General features: G+C 61.4%; 24 protein-coding genes. 13 read left to right on the top strand and 11 right to left on the bottom strand.

Going from position 1 to position 26,518, the window contains the following annotated elements; translation table 11 throughout:
- Positions 1-72 precede the first annotated feature (72 nt).
- Genes K1567_RS22055 through K1567_RS22030 form a run of 6 tightly spaced genes read left to right on the top strand, consistent with a single transcriptional unit; the run spans position 73 to position 6,734 of the window.
- Positions 73-765, top strand: coding sequence for an RDD family protein (locus K1567_RS22055; RefSeq protein ID WP_169868224.1), 693 nt, complete (start codon positions 73-75; stop codon positions 763-765).
- Positions 762-1,742: a stage II sporulation protein M gene (locus K1567_RS22050; RefSeq protein ID WP_169868222.1), complete on the top strand. Its 981-nt coding sequence runs from the start codon at positions 762-764 to the stop codon at positions 1,740-1,742. The genes K1567_RS22055 and K1567_RS22050 overlap by 4 nt, the downstream gene beginning before the upstream one ends.
- Positions 1,729-3,249, top strand: coding sequence for a DUF4129 domain-containing protein (locus K1567_RS22045; RefSeq protein ID WP_169868220.1), 1,521 nt, complete (start codon positions 1,729-1,731; stop codon positions 3,247-3,249). Before K1567_RS22050 ends, K1567_RS22045 begins: the two co-directional genes overlap by 14 nt.
- Positions 3,246-4,403, top strand: coding sequence for a DUF4350 domain-containing protein (locus tag K1567_RS22040; RefSeq protein WP_220698855.1), 1,158 nt, complete (start codon positions 3,246-3,248; stop codon positions 4,401-4,403). Before K1567_RS22045 ends, K1567_RS22040 begins: the two co-directional genes overlap by 4 nt.
- Positions 4,400-5,395 (top strand): MoxR family ATPase, encoded by a 996-nt coding sequence (locus K1567_RS22035; RefSeq protein WP_034100226.1) that lies wholly within the window; start codon positions 4,400-4,402, stop codon positions 5,393-5,395. Before K1567_RS22040 ends, K1567_RS22035 begins: the two co-directional genes overlap by 4 nt.
- Positions 5,396-5,402: 7 nt before the next feature.
- Positions 5,403-6,734, top strand: a complete 1,332-nt coding sequence (locus K1567_RS22030) for a DUF58 domain-containing protein (RefSeq protein ID WP_047881977.1) — start codon at positions 5,403-5,405, stop codon at positions 6,732-6,734.
- A 59-nt stretch (positions 6,735-6,793) separates the two neighbouring features.
- On the opposite strand, the gene K1567_RS22025 is transcribed toward K1567_RS22030, so the two are convergent.
- Together K1567_RS22025 and K1567_RS22020 are read right to left on the bottom strand one after the other, a co-directional pair.
- Entirely contained in the window at positions 6,794-7,153 is a 360-nt protein-coding gene (locus K1567_RS22025; protein ID WP_034100229.1) for a pilus assembly protein PilZ, read from the bottom strand.
- 224 nt (positions 7,154-7,377) lie between these two features.
- Positions 7,378-7,752 carry a tol-pal system YbgF family protein gene (locus tag K1567_RS22020; RefSeq protein ID WP_169868216.1) on the bottom strand — a complete coding sequence of 125 codons (375 nt, stop codon included), beginning with the start codon at positions 7,750-7,752 and terminating at the stop codon, positions 7,378-7,380.
- 175 nt (positions 7,753-7,927) lie between these two features.
- On the opposite strand from K1567_RS22020, the gene pyk reads away from it, so the two are divergent.
- A complete protein-coding gene (gene pyk, locus K1567_RS22015) occupies positions 7,928-9,379 on the top strand; it encodes a pyruvate kinase (protein ID WP_034100233.1) in 1,452 nt (483 codons plus the stop codon).
- Between the two features lie 82 nt (positions 9,380-9,461).
- Here the strand turns inward: pyk and K1567_RS22010 are convergent, their stop codons facing one another.
- On the bottom strand, positions 9,462-10,211 hold the full coding sequence (locus tag K1567_RS22010; RefSeq protein ID WP_034114988.1) for an enoyl-CoA hydratase-related protein: 750 nt from the start codon (positions 10,209-10,211) through the stop codon (positions 9,462-9,464).
- 30 nt (positions 10,212-10,241) lie between these two features.
- Positions 10,242-11,174 (bottom strand): iron-sulfur-binding ferredoxin reductase, encoded by a 933-nt coding sequence (locus K1567_RS22005; protein WP_169868214.1) that lies wholly within the window; start codon positions 11,172-11,174, stop codon positions 10,242-10,244.
- A gap of 219 nt (positions 11,175-11,393) precedes the next feature.
- On the opposite strand from K1567_RS22005, the gene K1567_RS22000 reads away from it, so the two are divergent.
- The 4 genes from K1567_RS22000 to K1567_RS21985 all read left to right on the top strand — a co-directional run bounded on the left by K1567_RS22000 (position 11,394) and on the right by K1567_RS21985 (position 17,691).
- Positions 11,394-12,917 carry a fumarate hydratase gene (locus K1567_RS22000; protein WP_034100239.1) on the top strand — a complete coding sequence of 508 codons (1,524 nt, stop codon included), beginning with the start codon at positions 11,394-11,396 and terminating at the stop codon, positions 12,915-12,917.
- Positions 12,918-13,109: 192 nt separating this feature from the next.
- A complete protein-coding gene (locus tag K1567_RS21995) occupies positions 13,110-14,876 on the top strand; it encodes an ATP-binding protein (protein WP_034100241.1) in 1,767 nt (588 codons plus the stop codon).
- Positions 14,870-16,204, top strand: coding sequence for a sigma-54 dependent transcriptional regulator (locus tag K1567_RS21990; RefSeq protein WP_034114990.1), 1,335 nt, complete (start codon positions 14,870-14,872; stop codon positions 16,202-16,204). The genes K1567_RS21995 and K1567_RS21990 overlap by 7 nt, the downstream gene beginning before the upstream one ends.
- A 167-nt stretch (positions 16,205-16,371) precedes the next feature.
- Entirely contained in the window at positions 16,372-17,691 is a 1,320-nt protein-coding gene (locus tag K1567_RS21985; RefSeq protein WP_034100245.1) for an MFS transporter, read from the top strand.
- Between the two features lie 96 nt (positions 17,692-17,787).
- On the opposite strand, the gene K1567_RS21980 is transcribed toward K1567_RS21985, so the two are convergent.
- Complete coding sequence (locus K1567_RS21980) at positions 17,788-18,543, bottom strand: hypothetical protein (RefSeq protein WP_213547929.1); 756 nt, start codon at positions 18,541-18,543, stop codon at positions 17,788-17,790.
- A 175-nt stretch (positions 18,544-18,718) separates the two neighbouring features.
- Between K1567_RS21980 and K1567_RS21975 the strand changes: the two genes are divergently transcribed.
- On the top strand, positions 18,719-19,351 hold the full coding sequence (locus tag K1567_RS21975) for a flavin reductase family protein (RefSeq protein WP_034114995.1): 633 nt from the start codon (positions 18,719-18,721) through the stop codon (positions 19,349-19,351).
- Positions 19,352-19,381: 30 nt separating this feature from the next.
- Here the strand turns inward: K1567_RS21975 and K1567_RS21970 are convergent, their stop codons facing one another.
- Positions 19,382-19,627: a hypothetical protein gene (locus K1567_RS21970; RefSeq protein ID WP_034100250.1), complete on the bottom strand. Its 246-nt coding sequence runs from the start codon at positions 19,625-19,627 to the stop codon at positions 19,382-19,384.
- Positions 19,628-19,671: 44 nt separating this feature from the next.
- A complete protein-coding gene (locus K1567_RS21965; RefSeq protein WP_034100252.1) occupies positions 19,672-20,013 on the bottom strand; it encodes an antibiotic biosynthesis monooxygenase family protein in 342 nt (113 codons plus the stop codon).
- Between the two features lie 330 nt (positions 20,014-20,343).
- Between K1567_RS21965 and K1567_RS21960 the strand changes: the two genes are divergently transcribed.
- A complete protein-coding gene (locus K1567_RS21960) occupies positions 20,344-21,273 on the top strand; it encodes an AraC family transcriptional regulator (RefSeq protein WP_169868208.1) in 930 nt (309 codons plus the stop codon).
- Between the two features lie 137 nt (positions 21,274-21,410).
- Here the strand turns inward: K1567_RS21960 and K1567_RS21955 are convergent, their stop codons facing one another.
- From K1567_RS21955 to edd, 4 genes are all read right to left on the bottom strand, one after another.
- Complete coding sequence (locus tag K1567_RS21955) at positions 21,411-22,880, bottom strand: ATP-binding protein (RefSeq protein WP_259445013.1); 1,470 nt, start codon at positions 22,878-22,880, stop codon at positions 21,411-21,413.
- Entirely contained in the window at positions 22,870-23,604 is a 735-nt protein-coding gene (locus tag K1567_RS21950) for a response regulator (RefSeq protein WP_034100258.1), read from the bottom strand. The genes K1567_RS21955 and K1567_RS21950 overlap by 11 nt, the downstream gene beginning before the upstream one ends.
- Before the next feature lie 88 nt (positions 23,605-23,692).
- On the bottom strand, positions 23,693-24,649 hold the full coding sequence (locus tag K1567_RS21945; protein WP_220698854.1) for a glucokinase: 957 nt from the start codon (positions 24,647-24,649) through the stop codon (positions 23,693-23,695).
- Positions 24,646-26,472: a phosphogluconate dehydratase gene (edd, locus tag K1567_RS21940; protein ID WP_034100262.1), complete on the bottom strand. Its 1,827-nt coding sequence runs from the start codon at positions 26,470-26,472 to the stop codon at positions 24,646-24,648. The genes K1567_RS21945 and edd overlap by 4 nt, the downstream gene beginning before the upstream one ends.
- Between the last annotated feature and the right edge of the window lie 46 nt (positions 26,473-26,518).

Below are 26,518 nucleotides of genomic sequence, written 5' to 3'. Positions count from 1 at the left end.
GAATGGTTGCTTCCATCGCCGACACTGCTAGCATCCGTCTCTCCCAGCCGCTCTGCACTGCCAAGGATCGCAATGCCATCAACCCCACTGGATACGCGCTACCAGATCGAAACCCCGGAAGGTATAGACCTACCGTTGCGCCCGGCCGGCCTGGTACCCCGGGTCTTGGCCTTTGCCTTCGACCTGGTGGCGCGCGGCGTGATCATGGGCGTGCTCATGGTGCCGCTGGCGTTGCTCGGCAATGTAGGTCTCGGCCTCGGCGCGTTGCTGCTGTTCCTGGTCAGTTGGTGGTACATGGTGCTGTTCGAAGTGCTTAACCAAGGGTGTTCGCCGGGTAAGCAAGTCATGGGATTGCGCGTGGTACAGGACGACGGTACACCCGTCGGCTGGTCGGCATCGCTGATCCGCAACCTACTCCGATTTGTCGACATGCTGCCTTTTGGCTACTTTCTTGGCGCCATCAGCTGCCTGCAACATCCCCATTTCAAACGCCTCGGCGACCTCGCCGCCGGCACACTGGTGGTCTACCGCGAACGCCCTCTACCACGTCCTCAGATTCCTCAGGCGGCAGCCCTGCGCCTGCCCTTTGCCCTGGACCTGAATGAACAACGGGCCATTCTGGGTTTTGCCGAACGCCAGGGTGAATTGTCCGCTGAACGGGTACACGAACTGGCCGCTATCCTCGCGCCGCCCCTGCAGGTTTCCCCAGCTCGCGCGGCCCAACAACTCAACGGCGTGGCCCGCGGCCTCCTGGGGCCAACATGAAGCAGAGCCTGTTCGAAAGCCGTCACCAGCCCCAATGGCAAGCTTTTGCCGAACAACTCAATCGGTTGGAACAAGGCACGGCTAAAGCGAGCGATGTTGCCGACTTCCCTCATCAATACCGGCGCCTTTGCCAGCACTTGGCGCTGGCTCAGGAGCGCGGCTACAGCAGCTATCTGGTGGACCCGCTGCAGCAACTGGCCCTGCGCGGACATCAGCAACTTTATCGTCATCGCAACCAACTGGGCGCCAGCGTGCTGGGTTTTGTCCTGGCCGGTTTTCCGCGGCTGGTACGCGAACAGTGGCGCTTTGTAGCGGTGGCCAGCGTGCTGTTCTTTGGCAGCCTGCTGGGCATAGCGCTGCTGGTCTACCTGTTTCCCGAACTGATCTACAGCATCATCAGCCCCCAGCAGGTGGCTGAGATGCAGGACATGTACGACCCCGATGCCAGTCGCCTGGGCCGCGCCGCCGAGCGCGCATCGAGCGAGGACTGGATGATGTTCGGCTATTACGTGATGCACAACATTGGCATCGCCTTCCAGACATTCGCCGCCGGCTTGCTGTTTGGCCTGGGCAGCGTGTTCTTCCTGATCTTCAACGGGCTGATCATCGGCGCGGTGTCCGGACACCTGACCGAGATCGGTTACGGGCAGACCTTCTGGTCATTCGTCGTCGGTCATGGTGCATTCGAGTTGACAGCCATTGCCCTCGCCGGGGCAGCGGGTTTGCAACTGGGCTGGGCACTGATCTCGCCGGGGCGACTGACGCGGGGCGAATCCTTGAGGCTCGCGGCACATAAGAGCGTGCAATTGCTCTGTGGTGTCATGGTCTTCCTGCTGATTGCCGCGTTCATTGAAGCCTACTGGTCGTCCACCACGGTCATTGCGGCATGGGTCAAATACCTGGTGGGCGCCGTATTGTGGCTGCTGGTCGCGGCGTACCTTATCTTTGCAGGGCGGACTCAACATGCGCCTGAGTGATGCCAGCGTGGCGATTCGTCCGCGTACCGCCTGGGAAGCCATGGACCTTGGTGTCCTGATGGCCAGGGAACATCGTTTATTACTAACGGCCAGTTGGGCGCTGGTGACCTTGCCGGTGTTCATTCTGCTCAGCGCAGCGCTGTGGAAATACCCCTCCACCGCCATATTCCTGTTCTGGTGGTTCAAGCCGGCATTCGATCGCCTGCCGCTCTATATCCTGTCAAAGGCGCTGTTCGGTGACACGCCCAGCCTTAAACAGGCGGTACGCCAGTGGCCGCGTCTGCTCAAGGGGCAATTGTTGGCCAGCCTGACCTGGCGCCGCCTCAGTCTCAGCCGCAGCTTCGTCATGCCGGTCACCCAGTTGGAAGGTCTGGATGGCCAGGCGCGTCAAAAGCGCCTGGGCGTTTTGCAACAGCGTGACGCCGGCGCCGCGCGCTGGCTGACCACCGTTGGAGTGCATCTGGAAATCGGGCTCTGGTTCGGTTGCATGGCCCTGTTCTATCTCTTCATTCCGCAAAACGTCGAACAGAGCTGGGATTGGCAGCGGCTGATACTGGCCACCAGCTCTGAAGGGCTGTGGCTGGAGCATCTGAGTAACGCGTTTTATGCCCTGATACTGGTGTTCTGGGAACCGATCTATGTGGCCTGTGGTTTCAGCCTCTATCTCAACCGCCGCACCGTGCTGGAGGCTTGGGATCTGGAACTGGTATTCAGGCGTCTGCGCCAACGGCTGAGCACAGCGACCCCTCTGCTATTGCTGGTGATCGGGCTGACATTGCTGCCCATCAATCCGCCCGCCATGGCCGATGAATCGACGCCGCTGAGCACTCAGAGTGCAAGCCAGTCAGTCAAGGCGCTGCTGGACAAGCCCCCGTTCAAGAACCCGGAAACCGTCACCCGTTATCGCTTTGGCGATGACAAACCCACCGTAAAGAACAAGGACCGTGGTGATAGCAAACTTCCAGCGTGGCTACAGACGCTTCTGGACAACCTTAACAGCGATACCTTCAAGCATTTTGCCCAGGCTTTGGAAGTACTGCTATGGAGCCTGCTGATTGGCGGCCTGGCCCTACTGGCGTGGCGCTATCGTGACTGGCTGCGCACTTTTGTCAGCCGGCGCGCGCCTGCCAGCCCCAAAGTCCTCAAGCCTGCCCCCACGCAACTGTTCGGCCTGGCGCTGGGCGCCGAGACCTTGCCCACGGATATTGCCAGCACCGCCGAGCAACTTTGGGCCACCCAGCCCAGGGAAGCTCTCGGTCTGCTTTATCGCGGCCTATTGAGCCGTTTACTGCATGATTTCAATCTCCCCCTTAAAAGTGCCGACACCGAAGGGCAAGTGCTGGAACGCGTTCACCAACTGGAACAGCCGCAATTGCTGGCCTTCAGTGATGAACTGACCCGGCACTGGCAGAACCTCGCTTACGGCCACCGCCTTCCACCCACCACGATCCAGCAAAAACTCTGCAGCGATTGGCGTGCCCTGTTCAGTTCGGGGGGAGCCCAATGAACCGGCTTTTAATGTGGGCAGGGCTACTGCTGGTGTGTTTACTCGCAGCGGCTGGTTTTTATGCCTGGAGCAAAGCCACGCCCTACGACGAGGTAATCGACCGCGGGCCTTCCCCTGAAGCGCAGGCCAACCCTTATCTGGCCGCCGAGCACTTTCTGCGTAAGCAGGGCCTGCCCGTGGACCATGCCTTTGGCCTTGATCGCCTGGCCGACCTCCCGTCTGAACACCATAGTCTTCTGCTACTGACGGAGCGCAGCAATATGTCTCCCCGTCAGGTTGAGCAGTTGCTGGACTGGACCCGCTCCGGCGGCCACCTGCTGGTGGTAGCAGAAGCCCTGTGGGATGAAGAAACCGGCAAAAGTGGCGATCTCTTACTCGACCGCCTGCAGATACGCCAAGTGCTCAGCGACGAGCCCGAAGAGCCCGCGCCAGCGCGCAAAGAGAAAACACCCGACCTGACCAGGCTCTATATCGATAATGAAACCGCCCCGGCCTATTTCGGTTTCGATACCGCTTTCAACCTCACCGACCCCAAGCATCTGGCGCAATTTTCCGCCAACAGCGCCCAGTCGAGTCATCTGATGCAACTCGACCTCGGAGAGGGTCGTGTGAGCGTGATCACCGACAGTGACCTGTGGAAAACCGCAAATATCGGTAAGCACGACAATGCCTGGCTGCTGTGGTACCTGACCCAGGGCACGGCTGTGACCCTTTTGGTCAACAGCGATGTGGACGATCTGCTCAGCCTGCTGCTGCGCTATTTCCCCCAGGCACTGGTAGCGCTGACGGCCTTGATCGCCCTGGCCCTGTGGCACGCGGCTATGCACCAGGGACCTATCCAGGCACCCGCGCCCAAGGCTCGTCGGCAACTGCAGGAACATCTGAAAGCCAGCGCCGACTTCCTGCTGCGCCGCAATGGCCAACGCACGCTGGTGCAGGCCTTGCAACGGGATATCCTGCGCGCCGCCAGGCGTCGCCATCCCGGCTTCGAACACCTTGATGATGCACAACAGTGGCAGGTGCTCGAACACCTGACGCATCAACCTTCTCATGTCATCAGCCAGGCCCTCGGCCCACTCCCGGAAAAGCGGCTTTCCAGCGCCGATTTCAGCCGGCAGGTGGCATGCCTGCAAACCCTCAGGAATGCCCTATGAGCGATTTTCCAAGCCCCACCGCCCTGACCGGCGAAACCCTGCATCGCGCCAGCCAACAGGCCCAGGCCTTACGCGTCGAACTGCGCAAGGCCGTTATTGGGCAGGATCAGGTCATTGATGATGTGCTCACCGCCCTGATCGCCGGCGGCCACGTATTGCTCGAAGGCGTACCCGGCCTCGGCAAGACCTTACTGGTACGTGCATTGGCACGCTGCTTCGATGGCGATTTCGCGCGTATCCAATTCACGCCGGACCTGATGCCCAGCGATGTCACCGGCCATGCCGTGTATGACCTGCACACCGAACAATTCAAGCTGCGCAAAGGCCCGGTCTTCACCCACCTGTTACTGGCCGACGAAATCAACCGCGCCCCGGCCAAGACCCAGGCCGCTCTGCTCGAAGCCATGCAAGAGCGGCAAGTGACCTTGGAAGGCGAGGCGCTGCCCATCGGTCAGCCCTTCATGGTACTGGCCACCCAGAACCCCATCGAACAGGAAGGGACTTATCCCCTGCCGGAGGCGGAACTGGATCGCTTCATGCTCAAAGTGCGCATCGACTATCCAGAAGCGCAGCAGGAATTGGATATGGTGCGCGAGGTTACGCGTTCATCCCGGGCCGATATGCTGGATGTGCAACCCTTGCGCACCGTGCTGCAGGCCGACGATGTCATGCAACTGCAACAGATCGCCAGCGAACTGGCCCTGGACGAACACGTACTCGACTACGCCGTGCGCCTGGCGCGAGCGACCCGAAGCTGGCCAGGGCTGGCCATCGGCGCGGGGCCGCGAGCCTCAATCGCGCTAGTGCGTGGCGCCCGTGCCCGAGCCTTGCTACGCGGCGGCGAGTTCGTCACTCCGGATGACATCAAAGGATGTGCCCTGGCGGTGTTGCGGCATCGGGTACGTATTGCGCCAGAACTGGATATCGACGGGCTGGAAGTCGACCAGGTACTCAAGCAACTGCTGGACCAGATCCCGGCTCCGCGGCAATGAATCGCCCATGAAACCGACCCGTCTGCTATTAACCTGGCTCAGCGTGCTGCTGGGCCTGAGCATTCTGCTGGGCGCCACGGCAGCGCTGCACCTGAAGGTGCCCGACACACTGCACTCGGTGGCCTGGGGCTTGCTCCTAGCATTGTTACTGCTGGCCGTGCTGGATGCCCTGCGCCTGCGCCACCGGCCTACTCCGCGATTGCAACGGCAAATGCCCGGCAGTCTGGCGCTAGGACGCTGGGGCGACGTTCGCCTGAGCCTGGAACACGCTTTTGCACAAACACTGAAGGTACAGGTGTTCGACCATGTTCCCGATGGGCTGAACGTCGATAACCTGCCGCAAACCATCGAACTACGTCCCGGCGAACGCAGTGAACTGGGGTATCGCCTGCGCCCCTTGCGCCGTGGCCACTTCCCATTCGACCGCTGTGAAATCCATATCCCCAGCCCTTTGGGGTTATGGTCGGCACGGCGCTTTATCGAAACCCAGGATGTCACCCGCGTATACCCGGATTTCGCCCGGTTGTACGGCGCCCAATTACTGGGTGTGGATAACTGGCTGAGCCAGCTGGGGGTTCGCCAGCGTCAACGACGCGGCCTGGGGTTGGAGTTTCATCAATTACGTGAATTTCGCGAAGGCGACAGCCTGCGTCAGATCGACTGGAAAGCCACCGCGCGACAACGCACACCGATCGCCCGGGAGTATCAGGACGAACGCGACCAGCAGATCGTGTTCATGCTCGATTGCGGCCGCCGCATGCGCAGCCAGGACGATGAACTGTCCCATTTCGACCATGCCCTCAATGCTTGCCTGCTGCTTAGCTATGTCGCCTTGCGCCAGGGCGATGCGGTGGGGATATGCACGTTTGCTGGCGATCAGCCCCGCTACCTGGCACCGGTTAAAGGCAGCGGCCAGTTGAGTCTGTTGTTGAACGCGGTATACGACCTGGACACAACTCGCCGGTCGGCCGACTACCTCGCAGCGGCGAACCAATTGCTGGCTCGGCAAAAGCGTCGGGCGTTGGTGATCATCGTCACCAACCTGCGGGATGAGGACGATGAAGCGCTGCTGGCGGCCGTCAAACGTATCGGCCGCCAACATAGAGTGCTGGTGGCGAGTTTGCGCGAGGAGGTATTGGACCAATTGCGGCAGTCCCCCGTGCAAACCTTACCTGAGGCCCTGGTTTACAGCGGCACGGTGGATTACCTCACCAGACGCGACGAATTGCATGACCGGCTGGGCGCACATGGCCTGTCAGTACTGGATACCTTGCCTTCGGAGATGGGCGCGGCCCTGGTGACTCGTTATCTGGGTTGGAAGAAAGCTGGTGTGTTCTAAAAGCTGAGCTCGGCACGACAGGGGCTCTGAAGCCCATGCCGAGTCGACAACGCTTGATGCTAGGCAGACGCCTGCAAAGGATCAAAGCTGAAGTAATGCACCAAAACGCTGATCAATTGCCCATATTCCTCACTGGCGCTGATGATGCGAAAGCCGGAATCGTAGTGCTGCGGGTTGATGTCTTCGTGACTCCACAAACACGTCGCGGTGAGATCAATGGCATGAAAGTCGCCATCCGCCGCAGGAATCTTTAACCGCAGCTCAAAATCCACATCAATCATCATGGGCAATAGGCTGATCAACATCAGTCCGTCTTCCGAGGCATTGCCCAGAAAACCAATGGGCTTGTCGGTAAGACGGTTAAACACTTGCAAGAAACTCGGTAATTGATGCCGCTCGATCCGTCGGTCGGTAAACATGGTGAGATCGCCATCCAGTGGCCATGACTCTGGCCGTGCCAGTGATTCGGAACGAGCATAAACGCTCGCTCTCCCTGGATCTCGGTGTGACAACACATTGCGTTGTACACTAGACAGCCGCCGAATCCGGGCCCCTCATTCGTTCGAATAGAAACTTGTACAAACGATCATCCAAAGGATAGCCCAAGACTGGCAACGGGCCAGTTAACCAATAGCAAATATCCTTATAAAGAGGCAGGACGTGGTTGAGCAGCGCTGGCGCCTCGGTAGTGCCCCAGTTGTTGCAGGGTGTCGAGACGCGCGCGGGCGCGGTAGGCGTACTCACTGGAGGGGTACTGGGTAATGATGAATTGATAGGTTTGCACCGCATCAACGAACAATTTCTGCCGTTCCAGACACTGCCCACGCAACATCGAGACCTCCGGCTGCACATACCGACGGCTGCGGCTTTCGCGGTCCACCTGGGACAATTCCAGGGTGACGCGCTGGCAATCACCGACCCCATAAGCCCGGTAGGCGTTATTCAAATGATGGTCCATCGACCAGCGGGTGCAGCCGACAACACTGACGGCCAGGGCAGCAACGAGCAAAATTCGCATGAGGGTTCTCCTGTCTTGTGGAGTGTATCGACCCTTCGTCGAAAATCTTCAAGGTCGTTCATCTTTTAGCCCGCCGCCAAAACAAGTGAATGTTCGATAAGTAGTGCAAACGAACAATGACTACAACGAAAGAGCATAGTAGCCTTCCTCAGCGCTTGAACTCAGGAGTCCGTGCATGTCCGTCCGTCGTACCAAAATCGTCGCCACCCTTGGCCCGGCCAGCAATTCGCCGGAAGTCCTCGAACAGCTGATTCTGGCTGGTTTGGACGTTGCCCGTCTGAACTTCTCCCACGGCACCCCCGACGAGCACAAGGCTCGCGCCAAGCTGGTGCGTGATCTCGCCGCCAAGCACGGCCGTTTCGTGGCGTTGCTGGGCGACCTGCAAGGCCCGAAAATCCGTATCGCCAAATTCGCCAACAAGCGAATCGAACTGAAGATCGGCGACACCTTTACCTTCTCCACCAGCCACCCGCTGACCGAAGGCAACCAGCAAGTCGTGGGTATCGACTATCCGGACTTGGTCAAAGACTGCGGCGTCGGTGACGAGCTGCTGCTGGATGATGGCCGCGTGGTCATGCGCGTCGACACCGCCACCAGCACTGAGCTGATCTGCACCGTGACCATCGGTGGGCCACTGTCCGACCATAAAGGCATCAACCGTCGCGGTGGTGGCCTGACCGCACCGGCCCTGACCGAAAAAGACAAAGCCGACATCAAGCTGGCCGCCGAAATGGAAGTGGACTACCTCGCAGTGTCCTTCCCACGCGACGCCGCTGACATGGAATACGCCCGTAAGCTGCGCGACGAGGCCGGCGGTACCGCCTGGCTGGTGGCGAAGATCGAACGCGCCGAAGCGGTGGCCGATGACGAAACCCTCGACGGCCTGATCAAGGCTTCCGACGCCGTGATGGTTGCCCGTGGCGACCTGGGCGTTGAAATCGGCGACGCCGAACTGATCGGTATCCAGAAAAAAATCATCCTGCACGCACGTCGCCACAATAAAGCGGTGATCGTCGCGACCCAGATGATGGAGTCGATGATCCAGAACCCGATGCCGACCCGCGCCGAAGTGTCCGACGTGGCCAACGCCGTGCTGGACTACACCGACGCCGTCATGCTGTCGGCCGAAAGCGCCGCCGGCCCGTACCCGCTGGAAGCCGTCCAGGCCATGGCGCGTATCTGTGTCGGTGCCGAAAAGCACCCGACCAGCAAGACCTCCAGCCACCGCATCGGCAAAGTGTTCGAAAGCTGCGACCAGAGCATCGCCCTGGCTGCGATGTACACCGCCAACCATTTCCCAGGCGTGAAAGCGATCATCGCTCTGACCGAAAGTGGCTACACACCGTTGATCATGTCGCGCATCCGTTCGTCGGTTCCGATCTACGCGTTCTCCCCGCACCGCGAAACCCAGGCCCGCGCGGCCATGTTCCGGGGTGTCTACACCGTACCGTTCGACCCGGCGTCGTTGCCACCCCATGAAGTCAGCCAGGCGGCCATCGACGAGCTGCTCAAGCGCGGCGTTGTGGAGAAAGGCGACTGGGTCATCCTGACCAAGGGCGACAGCTACAACACCATCGGCGGCACCAACGGCATGAAGATCCTGCACGTTGGCGACCCAATGGTCTGAGTGATCGATCGCTGAAAACAAAAGCCCTGTCATGCAAGTGACGGGGCTTTTTGCTTTTCGTGATAGAAGGCCTTGCTTACGATCAGCGTCGAGTGACGAACCCCGACAACGCCGCAATCGCCTCCGGCGACCTTAACCGTTGGGTAAACAACGCCCCCTCCTCTTCGATCACCTGACGCAACTGCTCGCGGTCCACGCTTTTCATCAGTTGCTTGGTGATCTGCACTGCCCCCGGCGCCAAGGTGTCGAAACGCTCAGCGATTTGCCTGGCTTTGGCCAACGTCGCCTCACCACTGCCCAAGGCTTCGGTGGCGATGCCCCATGCCGCGGCCTGCTCACCGGTAAAACCTTCGCCCAACAGCAACAGCTCGGCGGCTTTGGCGTGCCCTAACAATCGCGGCAGGATCAGGCTGGAACCGAACTCAGGGCACAGCCCCAGGTTGACGAACGGCATGCGCAAATGCGCATCACGACTGACGTACACCAGGTCGCAGTGCAGCAGCAGGGTCGTACCGATGCCTACCGCTGCTCCGGCCACGGCGGCGATCACCGGTTTGCGACAGTTGAGCAGGCTCTTCATAAAGTGAAACGGCGGGGTGTCCAAGTCGCTGGGCGGCTGGTCGAGAAAGTCGCCGATGTCGTTGCCGGCGGTAAAGCATTCGCTGCTGCCTTGGATCAGTACGGCATTGATCTGCGGGTCAGCATCGGCCTGTTCCAGCGCCTCGGCCAAGCGGGTGTACATGGCGCGGGTCAGGGCGTTCTTCTTGTCCGGGCGATTGAGCTGCAGGGTCAGCAGCCCGCCGTCACGTTGCTGGAGGATGGCGTCGGTCATGGCGAGTCTCGCGGCGGTGGAATTTAGCGCTCAACCACGGGGCAGGAACACATCGGCCAGCAGTTGATTGCGCGGCAGTCCGGCCAGGAACAGACGCTTGGAAAACGCTTCGACACTGGCAGGGCTCCCGCAGAGTAAGGCCAGGGTTTGCCGGGAAACAAGCCGCAGTTGCGCCAATGCCTGGGTCAACTCAGCCGCGGTCCACAGCTCCACGGTCAACTGCGGGTGACGGGCGGCCAGCGCCGCCAGGGGTTCGGCCAGATAATGGCCGGCGGCGTCATGGGCCAGGTGAATCACGCGGATGGGCCCTTGATGATCCTGGCGCAACGCCTCACGCAACACGCCCCACAAAGGGCCCAGCCCTGTCCCCGAGGCCAACAGCCATAGCGGCCGGGATTGCCAATCAGGGTCATAGTGCAAGGCGCCGCCGCGCAATTCGCCCAGGACCAAACGCTCGCCGACCTGCAACCGGCGGGCGATATCGCTGAATTGACCGGGCTGGCGGCAATCGAGATGAAACTCCAGGAACCCGTCCTCCTGGGGCAAGCTCGCCAGGGAATACGGCCGCGCCACCTGCCCCGCCCACAGCACCAGGTGCTGCCCGGCCCGATAACGCAGGTTGTGTTGCGCTTGCACGCGCAGGCGCAAAACGCTCGGGGTCAACCAATCCGTCGCCACGACCTCGGCCGTTACGCCATCGCGCAGCGGATCAAATGTCTCGACCTGCACGTCCCCGCTCACCTGACATTGGCACGCCAGGCGCCAGCCGTCCTGGCGTTGCGCAGGGCTCAAAGCCTCCGGCTGGCGATCATCCACCTCACCCTCGCACCGTACCAGGCACGCATGGCAACTGCCGGCCCGGCAACTGTAAGGCACGGCCACGCCCGCCTGGTTCAAGGCATCCAACAGGTTACTGCCGGTGGGTACCGACCAATGGCGTTCGCCGACATGCAGTTCAGGCATGGAACATCTCGCATCAAAAGGCGTGCACAGGGAATCACGCTCGGCACAGTTTGACCATAGTCGGGTGTATCGGCCACCGCGCCGGGTTATACTGCCGCGCCTTTTTAGCGTCGCGCCTGCACCACTTGGCGTGCCTTGGAAAGGTGGCCTCAGCCGACCGATGCACCCCACTGATGCCACCTTTATTGAATGTTCCCGTCTTATAGAGGAGCGCGACTCATGACCGTGATCAAGCAAGACGACCTGATTCAGAGCGTTGCCGACGCCCTGCAATTCATTTCCTACTACCACCCCGTGGATTTCATCCAGGCGATGCACGAAGCCTACCTGCGCGAAGAGTCGCCAGCGGCCCGTGACTCCATGGCCCAGATCCTGATCAACTCGCGCATGTGCGCCACCGGCCATCGCCCGATCTGCCAGGACACCGGTATCGTCACCGTGTTCGTGCGCGTGGGCATGGACGTACGTTGGGATGGCGCCACCATGGGCCTGGACGACATGATCAACGAAGGTGTGCGTCGCGCCTACAACCTGCCGGAAAACGTCCTGCGTGCCTCGATTCTCGCCGATCCGGCCGGCGCGCGTAAAAACACCAAGGACAACACCCCTGCGGTCATCCACTACTCCATCGTTCCGGGCAACACCGTGGAAGTGGACGTGGCGGCCAAAGGCGGCGGCTCCGAGAACAAGTCGAAAATGGCCATGCTCAACCCGTCCGACTCGATCGTCGACTGGGTGCTCAAGACCGTTCCGACCATGGGCGCCGGCTGGTGCCCACCTGGCATGCTCGGCATCGGCATCGGCGGCACCGCCGAGAAAGCCGCCGTGATGGCCAAGGAAGTGTTGATGGAATCCATCGACATCCACGAGCTGAAAAAACGCGGCCCGCAGAACCGTATCGAAGAGATGCGCCTGGAGCTGTTCGAGAAGGTCAACCAACTGGGCATTGGCGCCCAGGGCCTGGGTGGCCTGACCACCGTGCTCGACGTGAAGATCATGGATTACCCGACCCACGCAGCCTCGTTGCCGGTGTGCATGATCCCCAACTGCGCCGCCACCCGTCACGCGCACTTCGTGCTCGACGGTTCGGGCCCGGCGTCGCTGGAGGCACCACCGTTGGACGCCTACCCGGAAATCGTCTGGGAGGCCGGCCCGTCTGCCCGCCGCGTCAACCTCGACACCCTGACCCCGGAAGACGTGCAGAGCTGGAAACCGGGCGAAACCGTGTTGCTCAACGGCAAGATGCTCACCGGTCGCGACGCGGCGCACAAGCGCATGGTCGAGATGCTGAACAAGGGTGAAACCCTGCCAGTGGACCTCAAGGGTCGCTTCATCTACTACGTCGGCCCGGTTGATCCAGTGCGCGAAGAAGTAGTCGGCCCAGCCGGCCCGACCACCGCCACGCGGATGGACAAGTTCACCCGTCAGATCCTTGATCAGACCGGCCTGTTGGGCATGATCGGTAAATCCGAACGCGGCCCGACCGCCATCGACGCGATCAAGGACCACAAAGCCGTGTACCTGATGGCCGTGGGCGGCGCTGCCTACCTGGTGGCGCAAGCTATCAAGAAGTCCCGCGTGGTGGCCTTCGCCGAACTGGGCATGGAAGCGATCTACGAGTTCGAGGTCAAAGACATGCCGGTCACCGTGGCGGTGGACAGCAAGGGCGAATCCGTCCACATCACCGGTCCTGCCATCTGGCAGAAAAAGATCAGTGAAAGCCTGGCGGTAGAAGTGCAATAAGCACTGCCTGAGCGACAGAAAAAGCGACCGCTGCGATCAGCACGGTCGCTTTTTTATTGCCTGCCGATTTCTCAATGACGGGCTTGCCGCAAAACCTGCGCAACCTGCCCATTTACAATGACCTGGCGCACCCCAAGACCGCTGCTGCTCATGCTATGGTGCACTCCCCTTACCGTGCCTGTTCATCACCGTATGATCGTGATCCCTCGCCCCCTGCGTTTGACCTTCTACTCCCTGCTGATCATCGCCGGTGCGGTACTGGCCGCCGCCCTGGCCACGCGGCATGCCGAACGCCAAGCCCTGGTGGACGATGCCGCCCGTGCCAATCAGCAATTGGCGCTGTATGCCAACTCCCTGCACACCCTGATCGAACGCTACCGCGCCCTGCCTGCGGTGCTGGCGCTGGATTCGGAAATGATCAACGCCTTGAAAGGTCCGCTGGACGGCGCCACCCAGGACTTGCTCAACCGCAAGCTGGAACGCATCAACGGCGCCGCGCAGTCGTCCACCCTGGAATTGATGGATCGCACCGGTCTGGCCGTCGCGGCCAGTAACTGGAACTTGCCGAGCAGTTATGTTGGCCACAACTACGCATTCCGGCCTTATTTTAGCCAGACCCGCAGCCAGGGCACCGGGCGTTTTTATGCGGTGGGGGTGACCACGGGCATTCCCGGCTATTTCCTGTCCAGCGCGGTACTGGACGAGCACGAGCAGTTCCTCGGCGCCATGGTGGTCAAGTTGGAGTTTCCCGAGCTTGAGCGCGAATGGGCCCAGGGCAATGATCTGCTGCTGGTCAGCGATGCGCGTGGCATCGTATTTATCGCCAACCAGCCGGGCTGGCGCTACCGCAACCTGCGACCGCTGTCGGACAGCGACCTCGCCGAACTCAAGGCCACCCGCCAATACGATAAGAAACAGCTGCAGCCGCTGGACACTCAGCCCCTGCAACGCTTCGACGAAAACAGTCACCTGATGCGCGTCAACGGCCCAGACGGCAGTGCCAATTACATCTGGGAATCCCTGCCGCTGAAGGCCGAAGGGTGGACCTTGCACCTGTTGCGCAAACCCCAGTTCGCTTTCGAAGACCAACGCAATGCCGGTCTGGCTGCTGCCGGTTCGTGGCTGGCGCTGGTGTTTCTGGTGCTGTTCCTGACCCAGCGTTGGCGCCTGGCACGCCTGCGCCAGCGCAGTCGCGAAGAGCTGGAGCGCCTGGTGGAAGAGCGCACCCAAGCCCTGCGCACTGCTCAGGATGGCCTGGTGCAGTCCGCCAAGCTGGCGGCCCTGGGGCAGATGTCGGCGGCCCTGGCCCATGAAATCAACCAGCCGCTGACAGCCCAGCGCATGCAACTGGCCACCCTGCGCCTGCTGCTCGACCATGGCCGCGTGGACGACGCCTACAAGGCTCTTGCGCCGCTGGACGATATGCTCACGCGCATGGCCGCGCTCACTGGCCATCTCAAGACCTTTGCGCGTAAAAGCCCCAGCGGCCTGCGCGAACGCCTGGACCTGGCCACCGTGGTCGACCAATCCCTGCACTTGCTCGACGCGCGCCTGCGCGACGAGAACATCGGCACTGTGCTGGACCTGACCCGCCCTGCCTGGGTACGCGGCGACGCGATCCGCCTGGAACAGGTGCTGATCAACCTGCTGCGCAACGCTCTGGATGCCATGGCCGACAAACCGCGCAAGCGCCTGGAAATCCGCCTGCACGCCGACCAGCAGCTGTGGCAGTTGACCGTCAGCGACAGCGGCGGCGGCATTGCCGAAGAACACTTGAACAGTGTGTTCGACCCGTTTTTCACCACCAAACCGGTGGGCGACGGGCTCGGCCTGGGGCTGGCGGTGTCCTACGCCATCGTGCACGAACTCGGCGGACGCCTGATCGCCGCTAACCGAGGCGACGGCGCGGTATTCACCCTGACCCTGCCCATCGCGCTGGAGACGCCGGACCTATGTTGAACGCGGTAATTGTGGTCGACGACGAAGCCAGTATCCGCACGGCCGTCGAACAATGGTTGAGCCTGTCCGGTTTTGAGGTGCAATTGTTCAGTCGCGCCGAGGAATGCCTGGCACAACTGCCCAGGGACTTTGCCGGAGTCATCCTCAGTGACGTGCGCATGCCCGGGCTCAGCGGCTTGGAACTGCTGGCCGAAGTGCAGCGGCGCGATGCGGACCTGCCGGTGATTCTGCTCACCGGCCATGGCGATGTGCCGATGGCCGTGGAAGCCATGCGCGACGGCGCCTACGACTTCCTGGAAAAGCCCTTCAGCCCCGACGCCTTGCTCAACAGCCTGCGCCGCGCCCTGGACAAGCGCGGGCTGGTCCTGGAAAACCGCCGCCTGCACCAGCAGGCCGGGCAGCGCGCGCAGTTGGAATCGAGCTTGCTCGGCATGTCCCGCGCGTTACAGAACCTGCGCCGCCAAGTGCTGGATCTGGCGGCGCTGCCGGTCAATGTGCTGATCCGTGGCGAGACCGGCAGCGGCAAGGAACTGGTCGCGCGCTGCCTGCATGATTTCGGTCCACGGGCGAAAAAGCCGTTCGTGGCGCTCAACTGCGCGGCGATCCCCGAGCAGCTGTTTGAGGCCGAGCTCTTCGGACACGAAAGCGGCGCCTTTACCGGGGCCCAGGGCAAACGCATCGGCAAACTGGAATACGCCCACGGCGGTACGCTGTTTCTCGACGAAATCGAAAGCATGCCCCTGGCCCAACAAGTCAAACTGCTGCGGGTACTGCAAGAGCAGAAGCTGGAGCGCCTGGGCTCCAACCAGAGCATCCCTGTGGACCTGCGCATCATCGCCGCGACCAAACCCGATTTGCTGGAAGAGGCCCGCGCCGGACGCTTTCGCGAAGACCTGGCGTATCGCCTGAACGTCGCACAGTTGCGCCTGCCGCCGCTGCGCGAGCGGCGCGAAGACATTCCCCTGCTCTACGAGCACTTCGCCCAGAGCGCCGCCGAGCGCCTTGGGCGCCATGTTGAGCCCTTGAGCGGCGCGCAGTTGGGGCGTCTGCTCAGCCATGACTGGCCGGGTAATGTGCGAGAGTTGGCCAACGTTGCCGAACGCCAGGTGCTGGGCCTGGGCGAGCCGGAACCGGACACTGTCGAAACCGGGCAATCCCTGGCGGCGCAGCAGGAAGCCTTTGAAGCGCAGTGCCTGAAAGCTGCGTTGACCCGACACAAGGGCGATATCAAAGCGGTGCTCGCGGAACTGCAACTGCCGCGACGCACCTTCAATGAAAAAATGCAGCGCCACGGCCTGACCCGAGAAATGTTTCTGCCGGACGAGTGAGCGGATTTCCGCTCATCACCACCAAAATCATCAGCGACTTTTCGCTCAAAATTCTCCTCAAACCCTTCTAAACCGGGCCTTCATCCCCTTGGCACAGCTCATGCTATAGCCCCAGCCAGGCAACGCTCGCGCTGCTCCATAAAAACAACTAGATGAAGGATCCTTCGATGGATAACTCCAACACCCTGCCTGCGGGGTCGGCGGCTTCGCCGGCCAAAGAACGCACCACCACCAGCCGGATCAAATCGATCTTCAGCGGCTCGGTGGGCAACATGGTCGAGTGGTATGACTGGTACGTCTATGCCGCCTTCTCGCTGTATTTCGCCAAAGCCTTCTTCCCCAAAGGCGACACCACCGCCCAATTGCTCAACACCGCCGCGATCTTCGCCGTGGGCTTCCTGATGCGCCCGATCGGCGGCTGGCTGATGGGCTTGTATGCGGACTACAAAGGGCGCAAGGCCGCGCTGATGGCCTCGGTGCTGCTGATGTGCTTCGGCTCGCTGATCATCGCCCTCAGCCCCGGCTATGAAACCATCGGCGTCGGCGCGCCGATCCTGCTGGTGTTTGCCCGCTTGCTGCAAGGTTTGTCGGTGGGTGGCGAATACGGCACCTCGGCCACCTACCTCAGCGAGATGGCAACCAAGGAACGCCGTGGTTTCTTCTCAAGCTTCCAATACGTAACCCTGATCTCCGGCCAGCTCATCGCGCTGGCGGTGTTGATCGTGCTGCAACAAGTGCTGACCACCGAACAACTTTACGCCTGGGGCTGGCGTATTCCGTTCGCCATCGGCGCCCTGTGTGCCGTGGTTGCGTTGTACCTGCGTCGTGGCATGGAAGAAACCGAGTCGTTTACCAAGAAGGAAAAAGCCAAGGAAAGCGCCATGCGCACCTTGCTGCGTCACCCCAAGGAATTGATGACCGTGGTCGGCCTGACCATGGGCGGCACCCTGGCCTTCTACACCTACACCACTTACATGCAGAAGTACCTGGTGAATACCGTCGGCATGAGCATTTCCGACTCCACCACCATCTCGGCGGCGACACTGTTTCTGTTCATGTGCCTGCAACCTATCATCGGCGGGCTGTCGGACAAGATCGGTCGCCGCCCCATCCTGATCGCCTTCGGCATCCTCGGTACGCTGTTCACCGTGCCGATCCTCACCACCTTGCACACCATCCAAACCTGGTGGGGAGCGTTCTTCCTGATCATGGCGGCGCTGATCATCGTCAGCGGCTACACCTCGATCAACGCGGTGGTCAAAGCCGAACTGTTCCCCACCGAAATCCGCGCCCTGGGCGTGGGCCTGCCGTATGCACTGACCGTATCGATCTTCGGCGGGACTGCGGAATACATCGCGCTGTGGTTCAAGAGCATCGGCATGGAAACCGGTTACTACTGGTACGTGACTGCCTGCATCGCGGTGTCGCTGATGGTCTACGTGACCATGAAAGACACTCGCAAACATTCGCGGATTACTACGAACTAACGGTTGCGTGCAGTAACAAATGTGGGAGCGGGCTTGTCCCCTCCCACATCTAGGGTTCCCGCCTTTTCTGCAAGGTGACCATCTCATTATTTTGAGTCAGGACACCTCTGCTATTGGGCTCCGGCCATACCGCCGCTGTGCATACGACGCCCCAGCAATCATCACCACCAGCACCGCCGCCAATACCGCCGAGGCCCCAATGGTGCCGAAATCCAAGCCGCCTTTTTCATAGGGCTTGGTCAAGAAGTCGCCCAAGGTCGCACCAAACGGCCGGGTCAACACAAATGCCACCCAGAACAACAGCACCGACGAGATTTGGGTGAAGTACTTGAGCGCTACCACCGCTGCGATGGTCGAGCCAATCAGCAATGCTCCGCCAGCGAAGCCCAACCCCGAATCATCCGCCAGGAAGTCGCCCAGGGCCGTGCCCAGGGTGTTGGAAAACAGGATGGCCATCCAATAGAACAACTCGCCTCGGAACGTCTGCACCTTGTTCACGTTCAGTGAGTCGCCACTGAGGTGCCACAGGGCGAAGATGATCATCAGTATCACGATCAGAATCATCGAACCGGTGGCGTAACCCAGGCCCAGGGTGCGATCCATGAAGTCGGACATGGTAGTGCCTGCAGTGCTGGTGGATAAAATCACGATCCAATACAGCACCGGGTTGTAGGTTTTCGACCAAAGTTGTGTCACCAGAGTGACCAGGAACACGCTGATCAAAATCATCGAGCTAAGGGCGTAACCGACGTTGAGGGTCATCGATAGCAAGTCACCGGCGGTTTCGCCCAGGGTGGTTGCGCAGATTTTCATGACCCAGAACGCCAGGGTGATCTGAGGAAGTTTATTCATGCGGTAGAAGCTCCGAGGCTCAGTCTTATAAGGGGTGTCGACCTTGGCGCAGACTGAACGGGCCGCTGTGAAAAAGAGGTGGACGCTGAATGAAAATTCTATGGGCGGATGGAAATTCGTCGCTATGGATTGCACTATGGCTGCCTTCCAGAACCCCCGCAGCAGGAACCCGGCCATGCCTGACGATATCCACTTCTACGAACCCGCCAACGGCCACGGCCTGCCTCATGATCCGTTCAATGCCATCGTCGGTCCCCGGCCGATTGGCTGGATTTCGTCCCACGACCAAGCAGGCCGCCTGAACCTGGCGCCCTACAGTTTCTTCAATGCGTTCAATTACGTTCCGCCGATCATTGGGTTCTCCAGCGTTGGGCGCAAAGACAGCCTGAACAATATCGAACAGACCGGCGAGTTCGTCTGGAACCTGGCGACTCGCCCGCTGGCCGAGCAGATGAATCAGAGCTGCGCGGCGGTGGCGCCCGAGGTGGATGAATTTGCGTTATCCGGCCTGACACCGGTGGCGTCGAAGATCGTCAGCGTGCCACGGGTGGGTGAAAGCCCGGTGTCGTTCGAATGCAAAGTCACCCAGATCATCCAGCTGCAACGCGCCGATCAAACCCTGGTACCGAGCTGGTTGGTGCTGGGCGAAGTGGTTGCGGTGCACATCGCCAAATGGCTGCTCAAGGACGGCATCTATGACACCGCCGCGGCCGAGCCGATTCTGCGCGGCGGAGGCCCGGCGGACTACTTCCAGCTAGGGCCGGAGGCGCTGTTCAAGATGTACCGCCCAGGCGCCAGCAAACCCTGACTGAAATAACCGAAGGCCCCTGCCGCAGTTTCAGCTGGCGGCATTCGCCCAGGTCAGTTGACCCTCTTCATCGACATCGACCAACTGCTCAAGCTGCACGACGGCCGCATCATCGGCATCCGAAGCCGTCTTGAACGTTTGCCCGTCGAGGATCTTGTGAAACCGTGGGGCGCCCATGCCGTCCAGCGCCTTCACGGCGACGGCGGCGCTGTAGCCCCCTTCCCCCGGTACAACAGCGGAAACGGCTTCGTGATGGGCAAATTGTTTACGTGCCATATTGCAGGTCCTGGCCAATGAAAAGTCGGCCATTCTAAACCGCTTCAACCGGCGAGTTGCAGGTACTCGCCATAGGCGTGGGCGGCGGACGCATCGGTGAAGGTCTGGAAGTCCATGCTGCGCACGACCATGTCGTTCAACAGCTCGGTAAAGATCATCAGGGCCGGCGAGTTGAAGTAGGCGCTCATCGCCTGCTCACTGCTCCAAAAACCTGAGACCAGCCACACATCGGGGTCGACCTGGGAATGCTGCAAGGAGAATTGCAGACAACCCTGCGCCTGACGGCCCGGTTCAATCAAACTGCTCAAGCGTGCACCCAGTTCGGTGCTGCACCCGCTGCGGGCGCGGATAAAGGCCATATGGCTTGCGGGAATGGGGGTGGACATATTCGACTCTCCCGTTGAGAAGTGATGCTCGGCAAGCACCGTGAGGGGCGTGTTGCCACAGGATCAACAATAGCGGCGCGGGCGCGCAGTCGGTTAGTCGATTCCTGCCGGCTTATTGCACAATCCTGCGAGAAGCCTGAAACCGCTGTGCAGACCCGCGGTTTCAGGCAAAGCAAGAACGCCGTATTACAGGCCCGTGACCGGTAACGGGCTTGCCTGATTCACGACAGGCCGCAGGATCAGGCAAGGATTGTGCAGAATCGACCTAACACTTTTTCAATAGCCGCCACTAAGCTGAGCTCCATCCAAGCACCGCCCAGAGGACATCCCATGCCGTCGCTCGACCACCTCTCCCCGCCCCTCGATGCCGAGATGGAAAAACAGCGTGCCGAACTCGCCAGCATCGTGCATCGGCATACCTGGGAAGACGGCTCTTACGGCACGGCAATTACTTCGCTGTTCATGAACCGCCACAACACGCCGCGGGATTTCGCGCCGGTGCTGGTGGAGCCCGCGCTGTGCATCCTCGCCAGTGGCAGCAAGGAAGTGCGCCTGGCCGACGAGGTCTTCGCCTACGACCCCCTCAATTACTTGGTGTTCTCGGTGGCGATGCCAGTGGCCGGGCGGATCATCGACGCCACACCCGAGGACCCGAACCTGTCGGTGCGTATCAATATCGACCCGGCCCTGTTGACCGCCCTGATCGCCGAAGCCGGCCCCATGGGCGTGCCCACGCGCCCGACCTCCCGCGGGATGTACGTGGACCGCATCGACACCCAGCTGCTCGACGCCGTGCTGCGCCTGGCGCGTTTGCTGGACACGCCCAAAGATATCGCCATGCTCGCGCCGTTGATCAATCGGGAGATCCTCTACCGCTTGCTGCGTGGGCCGCAGGGCTATCGGCTGTATGAAATTGCCGTGGCCAACAGCCAGAGCCATCGAGTCAGCCAGGCGATCAAATGGCTCAACGGCAACTATGAGCAACCCCTGCGCATCGATGACCTGGCCAAGGAAGTGAACCTGAGCGTGTCGACCTTGCACCATCGCTTCAAGGCGATCACGGCAATGAGCCCGCTGCAGTACCAGAAGCAGCTGCGTTTACAGGAAGCGCGACGCCTGATGATCGCCGAAGGGTTGGAAGCGTCGGCGGCAGGCTATCGGGTGGGGTATGAAAGCCCATCGCAGTTCAGCCGCGAGTACAGCCGCTTGTTCGGCGCACCACCGCTGCGGGATCTGGCGCGGCTGCGCCAAAGCATCTGATACACCAGAGAAAACCATTGCAGCCGAGGGTGTGCTCGATAGCAGTGCGTCGGCGGCAAATGGGCTGACTGAGCCACTGCTATCGGGGGCCAGTCGAATCGTCGCACCGCCCCTCCCATATTTGTCCGATAGTCTTATCAGTCCAGGGTTCGGGGCAGTTGCAGGGTGACGCGCAAGCCGCCCTCGCGCAGGTTCTGCAAACTCACTTCGCCGCCATGGCTGTGGGCGATGTTGCGTGCGATACCCAACCCCAGGCCGTAGCCCTGTTGTTGGCCGGCGAGCCGAAAGTGCGGTTCGAAGACTTGCTCCAGACGCTGCTCCGGCACCCCGGGGCCTTCGTCGTCCACATGCAGGATGAACTGCACGCCATCGTCCTCGATATGCAGATGAGCGTTTTGCCCGTACTTCAACGCGTTGTCGATCAGGTTGCCGATGCAGCGCTTGAGGGCCAGCGGCTTGCCCGGGTACGTCGCCAGCGCCATGCCGTCCAGGGTTACGCGGCCGTTGCCGCTGGGCGCCACGTAGGGCTCCACCAGGCATTCGAGCACATGGTTGAGGTCCACCGGCTGGATGTTCTCGTGGATATCGGTGTCTTTCACGCATTGCAGCGCACCCTTGACCAGCAGTTCCAGCTCATCCAGGTCGCGACCGAACTTGGCTTGCAGGTTCTCATCTTCAAGCAGCTCCACGCGCAGGCGCAGACGTGTGATCGGCGTGCGCAGGTCGTGGGAAATTGCACTGAACAACTGGCTGCGCTCGGTCAGGTAGCGGCTGATGCGTTCGCGCATGGCATTGAATGCACGCCCCACTTCTACCACCTCGCTGCCGCCGCCTTCGGCTACCGGTTCGACGTCGGCGCCCAGGGACATGTCCCGCGCCGCCCGCGCCAAGCGTTTGAGGGGCCGGCTCTGCCAGTGCACCAACAAACCGATAAACAGCAGTAGAAGGCCGCTGGTCAACACGATGAACCACACCTGCTGAGACGGCAGGCCCTGTTCTTCGAGGCTGGTGTAGGGTTCGGGCAGCAGCGAAGCGATATACAGCCATTCGCCGGGCGCCAGTTGGATCTGGGTCACCAGCACTGGCGGGTTCACCGGCTCCAGGGTCAGCGCGTAATGGGCCCAGGACCGTGGCAATTCATCGAGCTTGAGGCCCGCGTTGAAAATCCGCAGGTCTTCGGCGCTGACGAATTCCACTGAGATGTGCACATCAGCGCCCAGGGTCTGGCGCAACACTTCATCCACCGCTACCAGCACCGCTTGTTTGCGCGGAGTTTCAGGCAGCACTTGCATGTCGAGGGGGCGATCGTTGAGGGTCACCACAAAGCGAGTGCCGCCCATGCTGCGCAGTTGGTCGAGCACCAATGGGCGATAGGCCACCGGCAGGGAACGGAAGTAACTCACGCTGGCGGTCATCGAATGCGCCAGGCTGCGCGCGCTGGTGACCAGGCCTTCGAGCTGGGTGGCGCGCAATTGCGAGACCCAGATCACGCTGGACAGCGCCTGGGCGAACATCACCACCAGCAACGTGAGCAACAACATGCGCCCCAATAGCGAGCGTGGCACCGGAAAGCGGCGGCGACGTTCGGCTACTGGTTCAGTGGGCATTGCCGGCAACCACGTTGGCTGCCAGTTGATAGCCGCTGCCGCGTACGGTGCGGATCAGCCGTGGAGGCTTTTCGGTATCGCGCAGGCGTTGGCGCAGACGGCTGACCGCCATGTCGACGATACGGTCCAGCGGCATCAGGTCGCGGCCACGGGTGGCGTTGCCGATGGTGTCGCGGTCGAGAATTTCCTGGGGATGATCGAGAAACAATTTGAGCAGGGCAAAGTCGGCGCCGGACAGAATCACTTCTTCGCCATCGACGTGAAACAGGCGGTGGCTGATCATGTCCAGGCGCCACTCGTCGAACACCACCACGTCGCCGCCAGTATTGCGCTCCTGGCCGAACTGACAACGGCGCAACAGCGCTTTGATCCGCGCTTGCAGCTCACGTGGGCTGAACGGCTTACCGATGTAGTCATCGGCGCCCAGCTCCAGGCCGATCACGCGGTCGGCTTCGTCGGAGCTGGCGGTGAGCATGATGATCGGCACCTGCGCCTGGCGCGGGTGCTGGCGAACCCAGCGACACAGGCTGAAACCGTCTTCGTCCGGCAACATCACATCAAGGATCACCAGATCGCACGGCGCGTCGTTCATCGCCTGACGGAACCCCGCGCCATCGGCCACGCCCCGCACCTGGAAGCCGGCGCGACTGAGGTAGGTTTGCAGCAATTCGCGGATTTCCTGGTCGTCGTCGACCAGGAGAATGGATTTACTGATAACGCTCACGAGGGGCCTCCTTGTTGTTATGGGGTGTTGTTGCTGGCCTCATCGGGGGCAAGCCCCCTTCCACACGGCTGAGGGTGGCTATCACTGCCTAAGCAAATGCCTGTTCTAACGCCACCCCCGCCCCGGTCAAGCCGGAATACGGCGCCGTCACCAGCCACACCGGAATACCGTTGAAGTACTCGCTCATGCAGCCTTTGTCACGAAAGCTCTTGGCAAAGCCGCTGTGGATAAAGAAGTCGGCAAATCTCGGAATCACCCCGCCCACGATATACACGCCACCGCGCGCGCCGGTGGTGAGCACGTTGTTACCGGCCACACGACCCAGCCAGATGCTGAACTGATCCAATACTTCCATGGCGATCGGATCGCCGGCCAGGCCCGCCGCCGTGATGGCTTCGGGCGTGTCCAGCACCGGCACATGGCCGTCCACCGCACAAATCGCCCGATACAGACGCGGCAAGCCGCCGCCGCTCAAGGCAGTTTCGGCGCTGACATGACCGATCTCGTTGCAGATGTGCTGCCACAGCTGGGTTTCCCGTGGGCTGCTCAGGGGCAGGTCGACATGGCCGCCCTCCCCCGGCAACGCCGCGAACCGGCCGGCGCCAAGGTCCAGCAAGGTGCCGACCCCCAGCCCGGTGCCTGGGCCGATCACCACCGCTGGGCGCAACGGCTCGGGCGTGCCTTCGCAAACCACGCGGAATTCGTCGGGTTGCAGGCGCGTCATGCCCAGAGCCATGGCCGAGAAATCGTTGACCAGCAGCAGTTCATCCACCTGCAACGTTTTGCAGAATGCGGTCTTGCTCAAGCGCCAGTGATTGTTAGTGAACTTGAACTCATCGCCACTCACCGGCCCCGCCACCGACAGGCACACCGCGCCGATGTCGCCGACGCTCAGGCCCTCTTCCTTGAGGTAGACCTGGATGGCCGCCTCAGGGCTGTCGTGATCCGCCGTGGCGTGCACGCGGATCGAATGCAGGGCTTGATCCCGCCACAACGCGAAACGGGCGTTGGTACCACCGATGTCACCGACCAGCGCTAACTTCACTTAAGCGTCTCCAGGGCAGAGGTAAAGGCGCTGGCGCCCTGCTCTGCGGAGCTTGCGGCCAAGCGCATAAATGCAAACAGCTCGCGACCGGCCCCCACGTTATTGCCCAACAGGCCCGTGGCAGGCGCTCGCGCTGCAAATTCTTCGGCGTCCACCTTAAGCTCCAGGGTGCCTTTGACGCCATCCACGCGAATGATATCGCCATCGCGCACGCGCGCCAGCGGCCCGCCGCTTTGGGCTTCGGGGTTCACATGGATCGCGGCGGGAATCTTACCCGACGCGCCGGACATGCGCCCATCTGTTACCAAGGCCACTTTGAAACCACGGTCCTGCAACACGCCAAGGAACGGCGTCATTTTGTGCAGTTCCGGCATGCCATTGGAGCGCGGGCCCTGGAAGCGCATCACCGCCACGAAATCTTTTTCCAACTCGCCGGCCTTGAACGCGTCGGCCAGGTCCTGCTGGTCCTGGAACACCACCGCCGGCGCTTCCACGATCTGGTGCTCAAGGGCCACGGCGGAGACTTTCATCACACCACGACCGAGGTTGCCTTCCATTACCCGCAGCCCGCCTTCGGGCGAGAACGCACGGGCCACCGGGCGCAGGATGGCTTCGTCGAGGCTTTCGATGGGGCCGTCGCGCCAGATCAGCTCGCCGTCGACCAGGAACGGTTCCTGGGTGTAGCGGCTCAGGCCTTTGCCGGCCACGGTGTTGACGTCTTCATGCAACAGCCCGGCTTCCAGCAGTTCACGGATCAGGAACGACATACCGCCCGCTGCCTGGAAGTGGTTGATATCGGCTTTGCCGTTTGGATAAACGTGGGACAGGGTCGGCACCACCTCGGAGAGGTCGGCCATGTCCTGCCAGGTCAGGATGATGCCCGCCGACATGGCGATGGCCGGCATGTGCAGGGTGTGGTTGGTGGAGCCACCGGTGGCATTCAGGGCCACGATGGAGTTGACGATGGATTTTTCGTCGACGATCTCGCCGATCGGTGTGAAGTTGCCGTTGGCCTTGGTCAGCCGCGTGACCTGGTGCGCGGCTTCGCGGGTCAACGCATCGCGCAGCGGTGTATACGGGTTGACGAACGACGCGCCCGGCAGGTGCAGGCCCATCACTTCCATCAGCAGTTGGTTGGTGTTGGCGGTGCCGTAGAAGGTGCAGGTGCCGGGGCTGTGGTAGGACTGCATCTCCGATTCCAGCAGCTCCTCGCGGCTGGCCTTGCCTTCGGCGTAGCGCTGGCGCACATCGGCTTTCTGTTTGTTGGAGATGCCCGACGGCATCGGCCCGCCCGGCACGAAGATCATCGGCAAATGCCCGTAGCGCAGCGCGCCCATCATCAGGCCAGGCACGATCTTGTCGCAGATGCCCAGCATCAGCGCCGCATCGAACATGTTGTGGGACAGCGCCACCGCCGTGGACATGGCGATGACTTCACGACTGAGCAGGCTCAGCTCCATGCCCGGTTCGCCCTGGGTCACACCATCGCACATCGCCGGAGTGCCGCCAGCGAATTGGCCGACCGAGCCCACTTCACGTAGGGCTTTCTTTATTTGTTCAGGGAAATGTTCGTAGGGCTGATGCGCCGAGAGCATGTCGTTATATGAAGAAACAATTGCCACGTTGGCAGCATTCATCATGCGCAGGCTCTGTTTGTCTTCGGTGCCGCACCCGGCCACGCCATGGGCGAAGTTGGCGCATTGCAGCTTACCGCGCATCGGACCGTCGCTGGCTGCGCCGCGGATGAGCGCAAGGTAAGCCTCGCGGGTGGCGCGGCTGCGGGCGATAAGCCGTTCGGTGACCTCAAGGACGCGGGGGTGCATGTGTAGAACTCCAGGCTAACGGATGTGGCGACCTGAGTGTCTATGC

Origin of the sequence: Pseudomonas sp. S5F11, from assembly GCF_019641515.1 — a bacterium.
In the GTDB taxonomy this organism is placed as follows: domain Bacteria; phylum Pseudomonadota; class Gammaproteobacteria; order Pseudomonadales; family Pseudomonadaceae; genus Aquipseudomonas; species Aquipseudomonas rhodesiae.
This window is presented reverse-complemented; position numbering and strand designations above follow the sequence as displayed.